The organism is Roseivirga spongicola (genome assembly GCF_034376045.1).
GTDB lineage: Bacteria > Bacteroidota > Bacteroidia > Cytophagales > Cyclobacteriaceae > Roseivirga > Roseivirga spongicola.
The window spans coordinates 3260379-3278697 of the sequence record NZ_CP139724.1; the positions used below are offsets into that span (position 1 = coordinate 3260379).

Here is an 18319-nt window from a genome sequence, read left to right on the forward strand (position 1 = left end):
ATCATTGTGATGGATGAACTTTAGAATTAAGGTGTCTGGGAATATTTGACTAACTGTCTAATTAATTTAATACCATGGGTGATCAATTAGAAACAAATAGTAGAATATAGCATAGTAGAAGAACATGAATGGATGTTAACCTTCTTAGCTATCAATGGCTAATACTTTATTAGATTCGGTTTATATGTTAATTCGAATTATTGAATTGAGATAATTCCAATAATTTTTGCTCTAGGTTGAATATAGCATCAGGAGTATTTGGTGAAACATACTCTATACTTTCTATCTTGGAGTTGTCATTCCAGTATATTACCGTAGGATAGAGGGACCATAAAGGAGCCTGGTAGAAGTGGTTTTCCTCATCAATAATAACATTGGGCAAGTCAATTATTTCTGTGAATTTGACTTTGACTACTTTGATGGAGACGGCATCTGTAAGTATTACAGTCAGAAAGTCCGAGTATCTAGATATATTATCTTTTACAAATTGCTCAGCTGAACTAATACAGCCAGTACATCCGCTTTTAGGTAGAATTAGAGTAACCGCTTTTAAGCTATTTGTAGGAATCTTTGATTTATTAACCGCTTCTTCGAATGAAGATGCATACTTGTCATTTTCACTCATACAACTTGATAAGCTACTTAATAGAACTAGAATACATAAACTATGTTTAAAAGGCATAGCTAACAGTTTTTATTTTTAAGCTGTCTTGCAATTTTGAATTAAAAACGACTTCATTTAGTCCTTTTTGATTAAAGAAAATGTGATCCCCTCCCTGATAGTCAAATTCACCTAAGATTTCGAATGATTCATTGGCTACTAACATTTTCATCTGTGTTTTAAAAATATTTTTATCTAAGTTCTCTCGGGATGTTTCCAAATAGAACTTCCTCAGGTAGATTTTTCTAACAGGATCATAAAATATCGCCCCATATCTAGGGTATGATAAGAGGTGCTTAAACTCATCCAATGGATTGCCGGTGAGTTGGTTTTTCCTAAGAGCATTTTTTTTCTGGAACTCTGGTGAAGAAAAACTAAAGGCTCTTCTCTGACCATTTTCGTTAATTGTTAGTACTGAATCGCTAAGTGGAAAGCTAACCACCATTATATTGTTATTAGCATTGTATGTATTATAGGGATTACATAATTCCTGAGGCCAATAAGAATCCTTCTCTTTAGAGTATTCTATTGGAAATTTCAAATTTAGTTCACTGGAACCATCTACTAGGTTTCTTTTGTAAATGGCTTGTTTCTGTCCCGAATTGTCGAAATTGCAAGAAGCACCGGTATTTATATAAACAAAATCACTTATTCTTACCGGAGGAAAGCCGGCTCCAGATTTTGGTTGAAATTCGAAATCGAGACTTTCTGCTTTTACTGGGATCTGTCCTTTGTTTTTTCCTTTATGATTAAAAACCAATAGTTCTCCTTTGTAATAGCTATGAAAAACAATTGAATCATCATGCGCATAATGAAAGTAAGTAATTCTGTTTCCTAAAGCATTAGGCCCATCCTTTTCAAAAGGTATAGACGAGATCAATTTCTTTGACTCAAGATTGTATAAATAGAGCTTATAATTCAAAGAATTAAAAAAAGCCAAAATCTCAGCAGAATCAGTTTCAATGTACTGATAAAAGTTGTTGATATTTGATGTTTCCGAATCGAGATCCAGAAACTTTTCTTGTGCCTCCGAAATTTCTAATTTTTTTAACGGTTCTAGACTCTCTTGTTGACAGTTATATAAGGACAATAATATAAAAATCAATAAGAATCGTTTATCTAGAATATTTATAAAATCGAACATGAAATAAGAATTAGTTGTATCGTAATTTTTTGATTGAACTATAAATGTTGATCAAGCATAATACTTGATCAACATTCTGATTAGCTCCTAACATTCCAAACATTAGGCGTTTGGAGGTAATGTCTCTGGTATATGACAATCATGGAGTCCGTATGCGTTAGTTCTATACAATTCGCAATAAGTACCAACTAATACCCACTCCCAGTTTTCTTCATCAAGTAAATAACTTGGGTTACAAGCTCCATTATTTTTAGGGTTTACAGATAGCTCACAAGATGTTTGACTAACAACTGAGGCTGAACTTACAAAGGTTAAAATGATTAAGCTTAAAATTATTCTTAATTTTTTCATATTTTTGAGTTTAATGGTTTGGTCTTATTATACAGTTTGAAATATCAGGATAACCTTGCTCTGGAATATAATCTTCACAATGGTAGCCTTCGATTATGTATACCTCTTTGTCTTCATCATAAGTAACATCTGCAACACAGATACCATCAGTCAAGGGGCTTGTTTGCTGAGTACATGTCGATGCTATTGATGAATAAGAACCGGTAAGGCATAATAAGATTATAACTAGTGATATTGTAAATATTTTTTTAATCATTTTTTTAAAATTTATGTTTAATACGATTTAGAATCAATGATTCTTGGCTCTGTTGGGAATATAAGATTCTAACAATATGATTTCCACATACTGCTATTTATCTATCTCTTACTTTTAAGATTCTATCATCTAAATATGAGCCTAAAAATCACAGGTAAAACACCTTGTAATGAGTGTGCCTAGTGCGTTTATTATTTGCAAATAATTATTATTGATATCAAAAAAGAGAAAAATTATTTAAAATCAAAAAAAATATAAATTAATTTAAATAAAAAAGTAAAGAAGAAAATGCATAGTGGTATTAAGTTCTAAATGATTATCATCAAACTGATAGTTTGATTTTAGGTTTGACAAAAAAAAAGAGCCTTGATTTATTTTAAAAACCAAGGCTCTTTTATTTAATGGTGGTTTGGACTAGTTACTGCTGCTCAGTAGTGTCTTCTGGTAGAGTACTCAAATCAATTCCTGTTGATGTAGTATCTGTAGGGACAGTAGGTAATGCATTAGGCTGGCTTTGCTGAGCCGCATCTACGTTAGGGTTTACAAAATTGCCCGTGCCTTTATCTAGCATTAAACTAGAAGATAAACTAAACACAATAAGCGCTATGATAAATACCCAAGTGGCTTTCTCTAAAATATCGGTGGTTTTCTTTACACCAATAACTTGCTGAGCTCCTCCGCCACCAAACTGGCTTGACAATCCTCCGCCTTTTGAATTCTGCATCAATACGATCAGAATTAACAAAATTGCTACTATGATTGCCAATATGATGAATAACTTAAACATTCTATTACGACTTTAATTTTTCAATTTGGGTGGCAAAGTAAGTGCTTTTTTCAGGAAACTTCAAACTGAGTTTTTTATAAATGCTTTCGGCCTTTTTAAGCTTGCCTTGTTTGGCCATTAATTCAGCCAAAGTTTCAGTTTCAAAAGCTTCTTCTTTTAAGATAGATTTATCTGCTAGGTCTTCAATATCTACGTTTCCCTCGGCTTGCGCCATTCTCTCCCTATCTAATTGTGGTTCATTTTGAATGAACTTTTCAATGATCTGAATTTGGTTTTTCTTCTTTTCAGAAAGGGGCTTTTCTTTTTTTCTCTCCTGTGTTTCGTCTAGCTGACCTGAGAGTAAGGCTTCAATTCTACGCTTTGCCGCTTCAATTTCGGCTAAGTCGTTGTCTATCTTTTCTTGGTCTGCTGCTGTTTTTGGAGTCTCAGCTGGTTGCTTGTCCTTTGGTTTTTCGGCCATAGCAGAAGAGCCTTCTTTCTCTTTCGAGCTTTGCTCTGCAGGTTTCTCCTTCTCCGTATTTTCTTCCAACTTCTCTTTTGCTTCGTCTTTACCTTCAATCTTCTCAGTCTTAGCTTGTGGCAATGAATCCTTGGCTTTAGTAGACTGATCTACCTTAAGAACTGGTTTTTGCTCAGTTTCTTGTTTGGGTTTAGAAAAAGAAAAGTCGCCTTCAATAATCTCCTTTAAGTGAGATCGGTTGGCAGAATAAATAGCGGCTTTCTTTATAAAAGCCTCAGTTTTTGGGTGCTCACGATCTTTCAAAGCCTTGGCTACCACCACATACAAGCTCTGAAAATACGGATACTTTTTACGGTACTCGTTCAGTGCTTTTATATCGGCATTAGTAACCAGCGATGGGTCTTGTAGTAAAGTACTAAAGCGCTCTTTGTCCACTTTTTAAGAGTTGAATGACGAAAATAGAACGAAAATCACCATTGGGCAACAGCCGCTTGGAAAATGTCGAAGTAAAGTGCCTCAAAAATTTCTTCTACTAAATCATCTTCTACCGCATTTAGGGTAGTAGTAGACGGATCGTAGTCTGCATAAAATTCAAAAGGTCTCTGAAAACTGGCTTCTTCATTGACAGTATCATTGAAAACAACTTGAACTGTAATGGTCAAACGCATAAGGCCTGTTCCATCTGCGCGCGTAGAACTACCAGAAGAGCTAATGGCTTGTGGAGCTACTCTATAGTTAGAAATTCCACCTTCAAACTGCAAGTCTCCTTGGTTCTGAACCACCTGCAACTTGGTTCTTCTTTGGAAATAGTCTTTTAGGCCTTCGGTAAAGGTTTGCGCCATGTTAGGAGGGCCGCTACCTATTTCATTAATGAAATTGGCAATGCTAATGGTTTTGGTTGTGTTGTAGTCTATGGTAGTACCAGAGAAAGAGTAACTGACATTACTACATCCATTAACTACAAACAGCAAGGCCAGCCCAAGAATTACTTTAATCGATTTCATATTGCTTGATCTTACGGTAAAGGGTACGCTCAGAAATCCCCAAATCTTGTGCCGCATACTTACGCTTGTTGTTATTTTTTCTCAAGGCTTTAATAATCAATTCCTTTTCTTTTTCTTCTATACTCAGAGATTCATCTTCTTCATGTGTAATGTCATGAACATTCTCATAGTCATAGTCTTCATCATTAGAAGAGTCTGAGTCGAGGTAAATAGGCTCACTAAAGTCTTTTGGTCTGGCTTCTTGAGGTAGGGTAGGTGTATTTTCTAGGTTTCGGAACAAGTTAGGATTGTCCTCAATTACACTGCTATCTACGTTGCCATTCTCAAGCATATCATGAACGAGTTTCTTTAAGTCGTTCATGTCTTTCTTCATGTCGAAGAGTACTTTGTAAAGTAAGTCTCGTTCATTCAAGTTCTCCGAATTCTCAGATGAGCCACCTCTATAAATTGCTGGTAAACTAGAGCCCTGCTGAGGGAGATACTTCATTAGTGTATCTGCTGAAATGGTTCTGTCCATTTCTAGTGCAGACATTTGTTCTACAAGATTTTTGAGCTGCCTGATATTGCCTGGAAACCTGAACCTTAATAAAATAGATTTAGCATCATCGGTTAATTTGATGCTTTCTACTCGGTACTTTTCTGAAAAATCTGATGCAAACTTTCTGAACAGTAAATCAATATCGGTTCCTCTTTCTCTTAAAGGAGGAACAAAAATAGGTACAGTACTAAGTCTGTAGTAGAGATCTTCTCTGAACTTCCCTTTTTCAACCGCATCTATCAGGTTAACATTGGTTGCGGCAACTACCCGAACATCTGTTTTCTGTACCTTAGATGAACCTACTTTAATAAACTCACCATTTTCTAGTACCCTCAGTAATCTTGCTTGGGTTTGAACAGGCATTTCACCAATCTCATCTAAGAAAATGGTACCTCCATTGGTTACCTCAAAATATCCTTTTCTGGCTTCGTAAGCCCCTGTAAATGAGCCTTTTTCGTGACCGAAAAGCTCAGAGTCAATGGTGCCTTCAGGTATAGCTCCACAGTTGATAGCAATGAATTTGCCGTGCTTGCGAGAGCTAAGTTGATGAATGATTTTTGAAAAGGATTCTTTACCACTTCCACTTTCACCGGTTATGAGCACTGTCATGTCGGTGGGAGCTACTTGTGCAGCTACCTGAATGGCGTGATTAAGTTTTGGGCTATTGCCAATAATCCCAAACCGTTGTTTTATGCTTAAATATTCGTTGCTGCTCAAGAGTGAGTTTTTTATTCGACTACCTCGCCAAAAAGAGTGGCGGCAGTACAGTCATTAACCAATACATTAACGTATTCACCCTTCTGGTGATTCCCTCTAGGGAATATAATTACTTTGTTGGCTGTATTTCTACCCTGAAGCTGTTCTTCTGAACGCTTAGAAGTACCTTCAATAAGTACCTTATGAACTTTGCCAACGTCCAGTTTATTTCTTTTTAAGGATATTTCTTGTTGCTTATTAATGATTTCCTGAAGTCTTCTTTTCTTAACCTCTAGTGGAATGTCATCTTCAAACTTCTTGGCGGCCAATGTGCCAGGGCGTTCTGAATAGAAGAACATATAGGAGAAATCATACTTCACATAGTCCATCAAGGTGATGGTTTCTTTGTGTTCTTCTTCTGTTTCGGTACAGAAACCAGCAATCATATCGGATGAAATGCCGCATTCTTCTCCTAGAATGTCTCTGATGGCATCTACACGGTTAATGTACCATTCGCGAGTGTAGGTTCTGTTCATCAGGTCTAGCACTCGGCTGTTACCACTTTGGGCAGGAAGGTGAATGTACTTGCAGATGTTTTCGTACTTCCTCATGGTATGAAGCACTTCATCAGTAATATCTTTTGGGTGAGAAGTAGAGAACCTAACGCGAAGCTCAGGAGAAACCTTTGCTACCATTTCTAAGAGGTTAGCAAAGTTGATAACCTCAACCTCTTCACCCTTCTTTTCTTTTTTCTCCAACCAAGCTTTATTATTCTCATCGGCCGACCATTTGTAGCTGTCTACATTTTGACCGAGTAGCGTTACTTCTTTGTAGCCATTATTAAATAAGTCCTGCGCTTCTTTGACAATAGAGAATGGGTCTCGACTTCTTTCTCTACCTCTGGTGAATGGCACTACACAAAACGAGCACATGTTATCGCAACCTCTCATAATGGAGATGAAAGCCGTTACACCATTAGAATTTAGGCGAACAGGGGAGATGTCGGCATAAGTTTCTTCTCTAGAAAGGAAAGTGTTGACAGCTTTAAGGCCATCTTCTGCAGACTCTACTAGTTTTGGAAGATCTCTGTAGGCGTCTGGCCCAACCACTACATCAACAATTCGCTCTTCTTCTAGAAGCTTTTCCTTAAGTCTTTCGGCCATACAGCCTAAGACACCAATGGTCATTTCTGGCTTGGTCTTTTTTACCGAATTAAAATGATTCAGTCTGTTGCGAACGGTCTGTTCCGCTTTTTCTCTGATAGAGCAAGTGTTAAGAAAAACAACATCGGCATTTTCAAAATCTGAGGTAGTATCATAACCATTTTCCTTCATAATAGAGGTTACAATTTCACTATCTGCAAAATTCATCTGACAGCCGTAGCTCTCTATGTAAAGCTTTTTGGTTTTCCCGGTGTTCTCCTCCTTAGAGGTTTTTACGGTTTCCATAGCCTCCTGACTGTTTCTGTCAATAATATCAATGTCTTGTATGATATTGCTCATGCCTTTCCCTGCTCAAATTTGAGCCGCAAATATAAGTGTTTTTCAGAGAAAATGTGACAGATTGGCAGCGAAGTATGGGCTTTTGCCTGAGTGCTATGCAAAGTAGAGGTATGTCTAATTGCTGATTAAAATCAGGTGTTTTTACGCATCAAACTGCGTGTTTTTCATGCATGACAATATGAATCGAGTATTTACCTTTGCATCAGTTAGCAATACAGGCTATTAAGACTGATTGTTTAGGTTGAAAGGAGAAAGCAGCTCAAGAAGTGGGCTGCTTTTCTTATTTAATTAAGTAGCTGAAAAAGCGCTTTAGCTTTCACTAAACACTCATCATATTCCTGTTCGGCTACAGCATCGTAAGTAATTGCACTACCTACCTGAAATGAATAAGCCTTGGTTGCATCATTAACAAAAAGGCTTCTGATGAGCACGTTGAAATCAAAATCTCCAGATGGTTTTATGTAGCCAGCAGCACCAGAAAAGGCGCCTCTCTTGGTGTTTTCATAATGTTCTATGAGCTGCATTACCTTTACTTTTGGAGCGCCTGTCATACTACCCATCGGAAAAGCTTTTTCTATTACATCAATAAAATGGGTGTCTTTTTTTAGTTCAGACACCACAGTAGAAATCATCTGATGCACTTGCTGAAAGGAGTAAATGCCAAACATTTCTTCAACCTTGACAGAACCAGTTTTGGCTGTTCGAGAAAGATCGTTCCTTACCAAATCAACGATCATCATGTTCTCAGCCATTTCTTTTTCACTATTTCTAAGCTCCGTTTTCAATGCTTCATCTTCTGATGGAGACTTACCTCTAGGACGTGTGCCTTTTATGGGTTGAGAAATAATTTGATTGCCAGCTTTCTTTACAAAGCGCTCTGGTGAAGCAGATAGAATGAAGTATTGGTTATGTTTTTGAAAACAAGCGAATGGCTTTGGTGAAATATGATTTAGCTCCAAAAAACTTTCTACAGCATTCCAAGATTCTACTTGCCCGTGAAACTCTTGGCAGAAGTTTATCTCATAGCAATCACCGTCTTCAATGTGTTGTCTTAGTGCTTCAACATGACTGATATATTCCTCTTTCGAAACAGAGGCAGTAGATGGGCCAAACTGCGAAGAGGCAGGTTTTGGTTTATGCTGAAGAATTTCCTCTACAAGATCGGATTGGTCAGACTCAACGGTAACACCGTTCTTTTCAAAGTGTATTATGTGTTCAGGTTGAAACAATGATGCATCTGGAAAACCAACATAATCTGCGTTACGGCTTTCGAGCTTTTCAAGTTCATTTTTGAGATCGTAGCCCAAATACCCGAACAGCCATTCATTCTGATGCAGGTTCTTCAATGACTGAAAAACACTACCAGCATTTTCACACATTACTTGCTTTGCTCCAATGGCTAAAAGCTCATCAAAACCATTGTGAGGATAGCTTATTTGGTTATTCAGATGAAGCGAAAAATGAGATTGAGTACTGGCCCAATGTAGTGCCTGTTGTAAGAATTGTTCTTTAGAAAGTTCTTGATATGGGTAAAACTGATTCAATCCTAAATTTTGGCAAAAATGGAAAAAGGAGAGGGCATAAAAAAATCCCGATCTGAATGACCGGGATTCTCTATATAAAATTTTGTTGTCTTACTCTGAAGCAGAAGTGTTACCAGCTTCAAGTTCGAAACCTACGTTTACAGTGTCGTAGATCATTTTGTCTTTTGCTTGGTCTACAAAGTTAGCTTCAGTGTTATAAGATAAGCCCCAAGCAGTTCTGTCAATATTGAAGTTAGCTTTGGCTTTAATTACACCGTTATTCATTTCTACATGAGCAGGGAAAGTAATGTTTTTAGTAGTACCTCTCATAGTCAGGTTACCTGAAATAAAATGAGTAGGGTTTTCTACCATTACTTCGCTAAGTGCAGCAGGCTTGTTCTCAGAGTCATACTCGTCTTTGTCAGCGCTTAGATTTGCAGCACTAAAAGGCTTAACCTCAGTTACTTCAAATGTTGCTGTAGGGTGGTTCTCTGCGTCAAAAAAGTCAGGAGACATTAAGTGACCAACAAGGTTGTTGTATCCGTCAGTACCTTCTTCCATATCCAATGCTTTCAAAGAAGTAATGTCTATGGTGAAGTTTCCACCAACAATCTCTGAATTGTTTACCATAATTTCACCGTCAGCAATGCTGATGCTACCATTATGCTTACCAGTTGGCTTGCTGCCAATCCAAGTAACCATACTGTTTTGAGTATTTACAGTGATGGCTGTTGCGTCATCTGCAGAAGCTACTTCCTTCGCTTCAGATGTTTCAACGGTGTTGCTCTTAGAGCCACATGCAACAGCAAATACCGCTAAAAGCGATAGAGCTAATGTTGATTTTAAAAACTTCATTTTGTCTTGAGTTATAGATTAATTTTAAATTTTCAATCTTGCAGTGCGCTTTAAAAGTTGCGGTCTTCTGCGTAATTGATCGTTTAACTCGCGAAGTAATGCAAAAGTTCAGTGTATATACATATATTTTTAAAAAATGGCTCTAATAAAAAGCGTAAAAGGTAAAAGACCAGAAATTCATTCTTCGTGTTGGTTAGCCGACAATGCTACCATTGTAGGAGATGTGAAAATGGCTGCAAATTGCAATGTTTGGTTCAATGCCGTGGTTAGGGGAGACGTTTGTACCATAGAAATGGGAGAAAATTGCAACATTCAAGATGGGGCGGTTATTCACGGCACACTGAATTTATCTAAGACAGTGTTAGGTAAAAATGTGTCCATTGGTCATAATGCCATTGTTCATGGCTGTATCATTGAAGATAATGTGTTGATAGGTATGGGAGCTATTGTTATGGACAATGCGGTTATTAAATCTGGATCTATGATAGCGGCAGGAGCTGTAGTCTTAGCCAATACTGTGGTAGAAGAAAACTCTTTGTATGCAGGCACTCCTGCTAGAAAAGTGAAAGATATAGACGAGAAGCTTAAAACGGTGATTGAAAAGACACCAGAGCACTATAAAATGTACACCAGTTGGATCGAAGATTAGATTCAATCTCTAACCAGAAAAAGCTAAATTAAATCATGATCCGTAAACCCAAAGCAGGTGAGTACAATGAGTTTTACTCTACCTACATCAATAAAATAGAAGAAGATAATCTCATTAAGTTACTAAGAGCCCAGCTTACCTCATTCTCAGGCTTTATGTCAGATATTTCTGAAGAAAAGTCTGATTACCGTTATGCAGCAGGTAAATGGAGCATTAAAGAGGTTTTGAATCACATTAATGATACCGAACGGATATTCGCCTACCGGGCATTGTGTATCGCACGGGGAGAAAAGCAAGCATTGCCAGGGATGGATCAAGATGAGTATCAAGCCGCTAGTCCTACTACAACTCGAAGTTTTTCAAGCTTAATTGAAGAGTTTGTGGCCATAAGAACGTCAACGCTTTTTTTGTTTGATGATATGCCTGAATCTGATAGCCTTAAAGTTGGTACGGCTTCTGACCACCCAGTAAGTGTAAGGGCCTTGGCAGGAATGATCTACGGTCACTGTGCTCACCATACAGATGTGTTAAAAGAACGCTATTTATAATGTCGATAATAGATTCCAATAAAGAATACCAAAAACAGACCGAGTCTAGGGTAATAATCCGTTTTCAAGACTGTGACCCTTTAAGACACCTCAATAACGCTAAATACTTCGACTACTTTTTCAACGCCAGAGAAGACCAAGTGCCTAAACTCTATGGTGTTGAAATGAAAGATATTATTCAGGAATACAAAGCTTTTTGGGTGGTTTATAACCATCACATAGCCTACCTGAGATCTGCTAATTTGGGTGAATGGGTTAGAATATTTACTAGGTTAATTCACTTTGATGATAATACCACGGTGATCGAATACCTAATGACGGACGACTCTAAAAGTCACCTGAAAACGCTCATGTGGTCTACCTTCAAATATGTGGCTATGGACACCAGTAGAACCACTACTCATTCGGCTGATGTACAGGCCTATTTAAAAGCCATGCTTTTCGATGAAATTGAATATCACCCCAATAAATTCGATGAAAGAGTGAAGCAGGTAAAGGCAAGTCTGCAAACAAATTTTTGACACCCACAAAAAATGATTTATATTAAATATTGAACCGTTACTAATCCATACTTAGATACTTATGCAATCAAATCAAGGCTTTGACCCTCAGGAAATTGAAGAGTTAAGGAAAGAAATGGCCGAAAAAGGTCAGTCTTATGTGGTCATAGACTCTGAAGACAATTCTGAAGACTTTATGAACTTCTTTTTTATTGGAGTTTATGAAGGCAGAGAGGTAATATACGATGCTGCCATTTATACGCTTAAACTGCAACACAGCAGCGAAATATATGAGCTAGCCGAACATCAAGTAGCCAAAAAATACCCAAACTATAAGAGTATAGTTTATGAAGAAGATGAAAATGGAGACATTGAACCTCTAAACGACCAGGAAGAAGAAATTGGTCTTTACATGACCGAGGTAATGGACGAACTGGAAGAAGATGAAGCAGTGAAAGTTCAGGAACATGTAGATGTAGACCCTAACATAGATTATGGAATTGGACTAGATGTAGGCTTAAACGTAGATCAAATTAACCCAAAAGTGATTGAGAAGTTTATAAAGGAGTTTAATGAAGATACTCTAAAGTTAGACCCTACTCATTACTCTTTTCAGTTCGATGAGGACGCTTAAAATATAATTGGCTAAGAATTAGCTAAGCCAGAAAGATTCTATAGGAATAGAGTTCTTTCTGGTTTTTTTATGTCCTGTGTGTATGGCTTTACCTGACACTAAATCACATTTTATTTATCATAAATAAACATCTGGCTTTAGTTTTGGCTTAGAAGGACTACACTGTTTTTATTCAAACCTCATTTGTGTAACTATTATGCTCAAGATAGCTTGGACTCAGATTTATGCACATCCGCTACCCAAGAATCACCGCTTTCCGATGGAGAAGTATAACCTTCTCCCAGAGCAGTTGCTCTACGAGGGTACGGTAAAAGATGCGAACTTCTTTGTGCCAAGCCCACTATCAGAATCTGAAGTTTTGCGTACCCATAATGCTCATTATTGGGAAAAGCTAAAGAGTCAGAGTTTAACCCGCAAAGAGGAGAGAAAAACTGGCTTTCCATTATCTGAGCAGCTAGTGGAAAGGGAAATAACCATAATGAATGGAACAGTTCAGGCGGCATTGTTTGCCTTAGATTATGGAGTAGCAATGAATATTGCTGGAGGAACGCACCATGCCTTTACTGATAGAGGAGAAGGCTTTTGTCTGCTCAATGATATTGCCATTGCAGCCAATCACCTGTTAGATAGAGGGTTGGCTAAACAAGTTTTGGTGGTAGATTTAGACGTTCATCAGGGAAATGGTACCGCGCAAATATTCCAAAACGAACCAAAAGTGTTCACTTTCAGCATGCACGGAGCGTCTAATTACCCAATGCATAAGGAGCAGTCCGATTTGGATGTGGGATTAGAAGATGGTACAGACGATCCTACTTACTTAAAGCTATTAGATAGGCACCTAAACGAGTTGTTAGATCAGGTGCAGCCAGACTTTGTCTTTTTCCAATCTGGGGTAGATGTGTTGGCTACCGATAAATTAGGTAGGTTAGGAATGAGTATAGAAGGTTGTAAGATGCGAGACAGAATGGTGCTAGAACGCTGCAAGGCTTGTGGCATTCCTGTGGTTGCCAGTATGGGTGGTGGGTACTCGGAGCGCATAGCTCATATTGTTGAGGCACATGCCAATACCTATCGTTTGGCTCAAGAGATATATTTTTAGGTTGAAATATACCGTTGTGAATCTACGTTTACCAGATGAAATCACTGACTATTCAGCGTTACTTTCAAATGGTTAATTCAGTTCATTTCATTTAATTTGCATTAACAAAGTTTAAAGCAGCCTGTCTTGAACTCACCATCGCTTTACGCGTAATTCGAATTATTAAGAAAAATTCCATGCTCAATCGTTGCAGTTTCATCCTTATAGGAGTTCTGTTTTTATTTTCTGTCAAAGCCCAAGTGCAGAGCCATCTTAAAATAGATAGTGTTAATTCATCTTACGATGAGCACAGTCCTGCATTGAGTCCAGACGGTGAAACACTCTATTTTACGCGCTCTGGTCATGCCGCAAATGTTGGAGGAGTGATTGATAGGGGAGATATTTGGTTCTCTACCAAAACGGAAAGCGGATGGAGTAAAGCGCAACATGCTGGCAATGTTATTAATCACCCAGGGTTAAATGGAGTAGTTGGTTTTAGTGCCGATGGTAATAGAATGTACTTACTGAATTATTTTGATGCCGATGGTCAAGGTGGAGGAAGTATGAGAAATGGAATTGCAGTATCTACTAAACTAAATGGCGAATGGCAAAAGCCTGAAAGACTTCAAATTCAGTATTTTTCTAATAACTCACCTTACTTAGGTGCCACTATTAACGCAGAAGAAAATACGCTGATCCTGGCCATGAGATCATACCTTTCTGAAGGTAACGAAGACTTATATGTGTCTTTTAAACAAGGTGATGATACTTGGAGCCAGCCGCAAACGTTGGGCAATGTGGTAAATACTTATGGCGAAGAATGGTCTCCATTTTTAGCTGCAGATAATGAGACGCTTTATTTTACATCTAATGCTCATGATGGCCTCGGGGGCAGAGATATTTTCGTTACAAAACGGTTGAATGGTTCTTGGCAAGATTGGTCTACCCCAGTGAACTTGGGAGAAGGAATTAATACAAAAGGTACCGAGAGAGATTACTTTATTCCAGCTTCAGGAGATGTAGCTTTCTTTTCTACAACTCAAAATAGTGAGGGCTTTGGAGATCTGTTTAATTATGCCCTCAGCGATGCAGAAAAAGCATTACAAGAGTCTATTGAAGAAGTCTTAGCTCAAGAAGAAGAGGCCGAAATGCCAATAGAAAATGAAAAAACCTCAGTTGTGGTAATGACTTTTCAGGTGTTAGATAAACGAACTGAAACACCTGTGGATGCCTCGGTGAAAATGAGCTACGATGGTAAGGATATTGATATAAATACCGCTGACATTGACTCTCAAAACAAGCATTTTGTTATGTCATTAGAAGAGGGAGCTTCTGTAGAAGTGAGTATTGCAGCCAAGGGCTTTTTAAAATATCAAGAAACTTTTACTGCGGGTTCATCTGTACAGAGTATGAGCGATGAATTTGGAGGGTCTTCCGTAGAGACCTTCTATCTAACTCCTGAAGAAGTAGGGACTAAAGTAAAGATTGAAAATGTATTGTTCAATCGGGCTTCTGCGAACTTCTCTAACCCAGAAGTAGCTAAAAGGCAACTGGATGAAATTGTACAAATGATGGAGTCTAACCCAGGAATGGCCATTAGGCTAGAAGGGCACACCGATAACCGAGGTGATGCCAGATTGCTCAAAGAGCTTTCTGTGGAAAGAGTAAAAACCGTAAGGGATTACCTGTTAAGCAAGGGGGTTGATGCCGAAAGAGTAGAGTTTGAAGGTTTTGGAGGCGAAAAACCACTAACCGATAACGATAGTGCATCAGGCCGAGAAATAAACAGAAGGGTAGAGTTTGTAATTATTCGCTAAGAGGCTTTTAGCATTATCATACTAATAAGGCACAGGTATTCTGACCTCTATTTTTGTTCCTTTGCCAAGTTGAGAATCTATATGTAGATGTCCATTCACTGAATCTATAGATGAATTCAGTGCTTTTAGCCCAAGGTGCTTTTTACCTACCAAGCTAGGGTCAAACCCAACTCCATTATCAGAAATGTCTAGCATGAGTTCTTTATCTTTTTCGGTAAGAGTTATATCAGCCGTTGAAGCTTTTGCATGCTTAACAATGTTGTTAATGATTTCTTGAGTAGTTCTGAAAAGTATGATTTCCAGGTTAGTCGGAAGCCTATTAGACTTCAGGTCATTTATAAAGTTGAAGGTTAAGTTAGATTGAAAGTGTCTCTCGAGTATGGTTTCTATACCGGCAGTTAGCCCTTTTTCTTCAATTTCAAATGGAGTAATTTCATGTGCAATCCTCCTAGTGGTTTCTATGGCTTCTTGTAGCAATGATAGTCCTTTTACATAAGAGGACTTACTGCGCGAGTCAAGCTTTTTTTCAACCTCCTTACCTAATGCTTCAATACTCATAAATGATGCGAGAAGCATTTGCTGCAGGCCATTATGGAGGCTTGTAGCCATTCTTTCACGTTCCCTTTTTTCTACATTGTAAGAAGTGAGTTGTAATTCTTCCTGAAGCCTTTTTCTTTCCGATATGTCAATGGCCACAATCATTCTCGAGGGAATGTTTTGGAAGAGGATATCTCTACTATAAATATCTACAGTAATGATTTGACCGTCTTTTTTTCTATGCACGAAAGTTCCGTTATATGGTGTCTGTCTTTCGCTTAGTGGCCTTTTTATCACTTTTTGTAGCGTTGGAATATGTTCAGGAGGTCTGAGCTCATGGATTTGCTTGCCTATGAACTCTTCAAAAGAGTAGCCATATTGCTTTAGTGCAGCGGTATTGGCATCCAATATTTTAAATGTACTTAACTCATAAATCCATTTAGGTTGAGGGCTTAAATGAAATAGGTTTCTATAATTTTCTTTAGTAGCTCTGAGGTCATCTATAAAACGCTTGCGCTCTATGGCGTACAAAACAGATTTATGAAGTGCTTCAGGGCTTATTTCATCCTTGATTAAAAAATCTGCTACCCCCTTGGCTAGAACTTCCTTAGCAACTTTTAAATCTGAGTATCCTGTAAGAATAATAACGGAGCAATTACAGATGTCTAATACCTCATCTACAAGTTTGTGCCCGCTTAAATCAGGAAGCTTCAGATCTAATAAGACCACATCATAGTCTGAACACGCTAAGATTTGAGTCTTGGCTTTCTTAAATGTATTTGCAATATCTATCGATAGGTTGTCGAACCGCTTTTTTAGGAACTTTTCAACCAAGAAAATATCTCCTACATTATCTTCAACTATCAAAACACGTGTAGGCTTAATGGTATTGTTCATACATTATAATTCTGATATGTTATTTCAGGATGACGCGCTAACCTGAATGGATAGTTTTACTAGCTTTCCCCACCTTTATGACATCAGATGATTAGCTACATGCGATGTCAATCAATTTTATGTACCCATAATTTGATGAACTTTCTTTACAAAAGCTACTTTGTTGAGCAAGTCGACTTCTAAAAGTACATGTTTTAAACAGCATTAACCTGTATTTTAATGACTTTAACCGGTTACTCTAGTGAAAGGTAGTAGCGATTTTTTCTTCCTAGCCGGCTTTTAGACTATTTCAATTAGCCCTAATTCACTGAATTCCATTTTGAAAACTATAGACCTGTTCACTACTGCTGTTTTTCTTGCTAGCTGATCTTCAGACTACTAAAAGTTTAATCCCAAGCAACCATTGTGTAACTTGAAGCATCTATCATTCACAAATCAAAAACTCATGATGAAAACAATGCAAACTTTAAAGAAATCAATGATGTTGAGCGCATTGGCGCTTTTGCTCACCGTGTTCTCAGTAAATCAATCGGTGGCTCAAGAAGCATACGACCCAACTGGAACATGGGAGTATGAAGTATCTATGCCAGAAGGGGACTTAACAGGAGATATGATCATTTCTCGTGCAGAAGATGGAACTCTGGAGGTGTCTATTAAAAGCGATGTCTATGGTACAATTGAGCTAGAGGATGTTGTATTTGACGATATGATTCTAGAAGGTAGTGCCGAAATAGATGGTGGAACTATCGAGTTCGAATTTAAGTTCGATGGTGATGACTGCGAAGGCGCTGTTTACACGCCTGATGGTACACTGGAAATGACAGCCGAAAGGAAAAAGGGATAAGTGAATTCTAACTAGAATAGGTGTAAAAGTGGCTGTCTCAAGAGCTAATCTTTATTTCTCTCCATCATAATAAATGAGAGAGAATCTCTCCTCATTGGAGGTTTTCTGGTTCGATAAAGACTTCTAGTTAGTTTAATAATCAGGAGATTAATGGCTTGTGAGACAGCTTTTTAGACAATGTCAGAAAGTCTTACTGATTCTTTGTTTCTTTTTCTGAAGTACAAGTCTAGAATGAATATGGCAATTACTGAAAGGGCTGTGCACAGAATTGATCCTTCATAACCAAATTTACCGCCTGTTAGATAAGTGGGGCCATAAAGTTGGATCTGTGTTATTGATTGAATTTCATTCCCACTTACATTGAATCCTAAGAACGGGGCTTGTATAAAGTTCCATATCAAGTGGGCTACAAAGCAAAACCAAAGATTCTCAGTATGCATAAATACTAAGCCTAATAGTACTCCAGACAAGGTCAAGTTGATAAAGCCGAGGAGTGAAAAGTTAGGGTTGAAGGCATGCAGTAAGGCAAAAAGGAATGAAGCTACAATAAGGGCGGTGTATGGTGGGATAGACCTCATTAAGGTCTTTTGGATTAGCCCTCTACAAAACAATTCCTCCTGAATTGAAACGCTAACAAAAAGCAGAAAAGTTGTTAAAACAATTCCGCCATCAAAGGGGAGTGGGGTTAAAGATATTTGATTAGAAAGCAATAAAATTGCCGTACCAATCCCAATAATTGAAACTACTGTAATCACTGCCAAGAGAGTATCTCTTTTAAGTTGATGAGTAGAAAAGAAACTTTTTGGGATAGAGATTTCCTCTATTTTCTGAAATGCAAAAAAGAATAGAGCAATGGTGCCTGCCAATCCGAAGTAGGAGATTATAGTGTCCTCCATTAAGGTAAGCTCATCTCCACTCCCTGTTATTTCATCGAAACTGACTCCTACCATTAAAGCACCAACTATCTGCAAGAAACCGACAGCGAAGAAAAGTAGTACAATATAAACTAGAATGCGTGTGTAGTATTTCATGGTTCTA

At 37.9% G+C, this 18319-nt stretch carries 20 protein-coding genes; 7 read left to right on the forward strand and 13 right to left on the reverse strand.

The features are described from left to right. Window positions 1-187 precede the first annotated feature (187 nt). From T7867_RS14605 to T7867_RS14655, 11 genes are all read right to left on the reverse strand, one after another. The gene (locus tag T7867_RS14605) at window positions 188-625 is read right to left on the reverse strand and encodes a hypothetical protein (RefSeq protein ID WP_068222872.1); all 438 of its coding nucleotides are present in this window, start codon (window positions 623-625) and stop codon (window positions 188-190) included. A gap of 46 nt (window positions 626-671) precedes the next feature. Beyond that, complete coding sequence (locus T7867_RS14610; protein ID WP_157717676.1) at window positions 672-1766, reverse strand: DUF4221 family protein; 1095 nt, start codon at window positions 1764-1766, stop codon at window positions 672-674. Window positions 1767-1907: 141 nt separating this feature from the next. Next, window positions 1908-2156, reverse strand: a complete 249-nt coding sequence (locus tag T7867_RS14615) for a hypothetical protein (RefSeq protein WP_157717675.1) — start codon at window positions 2154-2156, stop codon at window positions 1908-1910. A gap of 10 nt (window positions 2157-2166) precedes the next feature. Beyond that, complete coding sequence (locus tag T7867_RS14620) at window positions 2167-2412, reverse strand: hypothetical protein (RefSeq protein WP_157717674.1); 246 nt, start codon at window positions 2410-2412, stop codon at window positions 2167-2169. A gap of 418 nt (window positions 2413-2830) precedes the next feature. Continuing rightward, window positions 2831-3199 carry a preprotein translocase subunit SecG gene (gene secG, locus T7867_RS14625; RefSeq protein ID WP_068222866.1) on the reverse strand — a complete coding sequence of 123 codons (369 nt, stop codon included), beginning with the start codon at window positions 3197-3199 and terminating at the stop codon, window positions 2831-2833. A 4-nt stretch (window positions 3200-3203) separates the two neighbouring features. Beyond that, the gene (locus T7867_RS14630; RefSeq protein ID WP_322299485.1) at window positions 3204-4094 is read right to left on the reverse strand and encodes a hypothetical protein; all 891 of its coding nucleotides are present in this window, start codon (window positions 4092-4094) and stop codon (window positions 3204-3206) included. Window positions 4095-4129: 35 nt separating this feature from the next. Continuing rightward, window positions 4130-4663, reverse strand: coding sequence for an LptE family protein (lptE, locus tag T7867_RS14635; RefSeq protein WP_273274483.1), 534 nt, complete (start codon window positions 4661-4663; stop codon window positions 4130-4132). Then, window positions 4650-5918 (reverse strand): sigma-54 interaction domain-containing protein, encoded by a 1269-nt coding sequence (locus tag T7867_RS14640; RefSeq protein WP_273274484.1) that lies wholly within the window; start codon window positions 5916-5918, stop codon window positions 4650-4652. Before T7867_RS14640 ends, lptE begins: the two co-directional genes overlap by 14 nt. An 11-nt stretch (window positions 5919-5929) precedes the next feature. Then, window positions 5930-7399 carry a tRNA (N6-isopentenyl adenosine(37)-C2)-methylthiotransferase MiaB gene (miaB, locus tag T7867_RS14645; protein WP_322299486.1) on the reverse strand — a complete coding sequence of 490 codons (1470 nt, stop codon included), beginning with the start codon at window positions 7397-7399 and terminating at the stop codon, window positions 5930-5932. 284 nt (window positions 7400-7683) lie between these two features. Then, window positions 7684-8943 (reverse strand): anthranilate synthase component I family protein, encoded by a 1260-nt coding sequence (locus T7867_RS14650; RefSeq protein WP_322299487.1) that lies wholly within the window; start codon window positions 8941-8943, stop codon window positions 7684-7686. Between the two features lie 90 nt (window positions 8944-9033). Beyond that, entirely contained in the window at window positions 9034-9777 is a 744-nt protein-coding gene (locus tag T7867_RS14655; protein WP_068222848.1) for a YceI family protein, read from the reverse strand. Window positions 9778-9913: 136 nt separating this feature from the next. Between T7867_RS14655 and T7867_RS14660 the strand changes: the two genes are divergently transcribed. The 6 genes from T7867_RS14660 to T7867_RS14685 all read left to right on the forward strand — a co-directional run bounded on the left by T7867_RS14660 (window position 9914) and on the right by T7867_RS14685 (window position 15003). Next, window positions 9914-10426 (forward strand): gamma carbonic anhydrase family protein, encoded by a 513-nt coding sequence (locus T7867_RS14660; protein ID WP_068222846.1) that lies wholly within the window; start codon window positions 9914-9916, stop codon window positions 10424-10426. Window positions 10427-10461: 35 nt separating this feature from the next. Then, window positions 10462-10974, forward strand: coding sequence for a DinB family protein (locus T7867_RS14665; RefSeq protein WP_068222843.1), 513 nt, complete (start codon window positions 10462-10464; stop codon window positions 10972-10974). Then, the gene (locus T7867_RS14670; protein WP_068222841.1) at window positions 10974-11495 is read left to right on the forward strand and encodes an acyl-CoA thioesterase; all 522 of its coding nucleotides are present in this window, start codon (window positions 10974-10976) and stop codon (window positions 11493-11495) included. The genes T7867_RS14665 and T7867_RS14670 overlap by 1 nt, the downstream gene beginning before the upstream one ends. Before the next feature lie 61 nt (window positions 11496-11556). After that, window positions 11557-12108 (forward strand): hypothetical protein, encoded by a 552-nt coding sequence (locus T7867_RS14675; protein WP_068222838.1) that lies wholly within the window; start codon window positions 11557-11559, stop codon window positions 12106-12108. A 196-nt stretch (window positions 12109-12304) separates the two neighbouring features. Further along, window positions 12305-13207 carry a histone deacetylase family protein gene (locus T7867_RS14680; protein ID WP_068222835.1) on the forward strand — a complete coding sequence of 301 codons (903 nt, stop codon included), beginning with the start codon at window positions 12305-12307 and terminating at the stop codon, window positions 13205-13207. 239 nt (window positions 13208-13446) lie between these two features. Then, the gene (locus T7867_RS14685; RefSeq protein ID WP_185101281.1) at window positions 13447-15003 is read left to right on the forward strand and encodes an OmpA family protein; all 1557 of its coding nucleotides are present in this window, start codon (window positions 13447-13449) and stop codon (window positions 15001-15003) included. A 21-nt stretch (window positions 15004-15024) separates the two neighbouring features. Here T7867_RS14685 and T7867_RS14690 read toward each other — a convergent pair whose 3' ends face one another. Further along, window positions 15025-16437, reverse strand: a complete 1413-nt coding sequence (locus T7867_RS14690) for a PAS domain S-box protein (protein ID WP_068222833.1) — start codon at window positions 16435-16437, stop codon at window positions 15025-15027. Window positions 16438-16894: 457 nt separating this feature from the next. On the opposite strand from T7867_RS14690, the gene T7867_RS14695 reads away from it, so the two are divergent. Then, window positions 16895-17281 carry a hypothetical protein gene (locus T7867_RS14695; protein WP_322299488.1) on the forward strand — a complete coding sequence of 129 codons (387 nt, stop codon included), beginning with the start codon at window positions 16895-16897 and terminating at the stop codon, window positions 17279-17281. 170 nt (window positions 17282-17451) lie between these two features. Here the strand turns inward: T7867_RS14695 and T7867_RS14700 are convergent, their stop codons facing one another. Continuing rightward, window positions 17452-18312, reverse strand: coding sequence for a CPBP family intramembrane glutamic endopeptidase (locus T7867_RS14700; protein WP_322299489.1), 861 nt, complete (start codon window positions 18310-18312; stop codon window positions 17452-17454). Window positions 18313-18319: the final 7 nt, after the last annotated feature.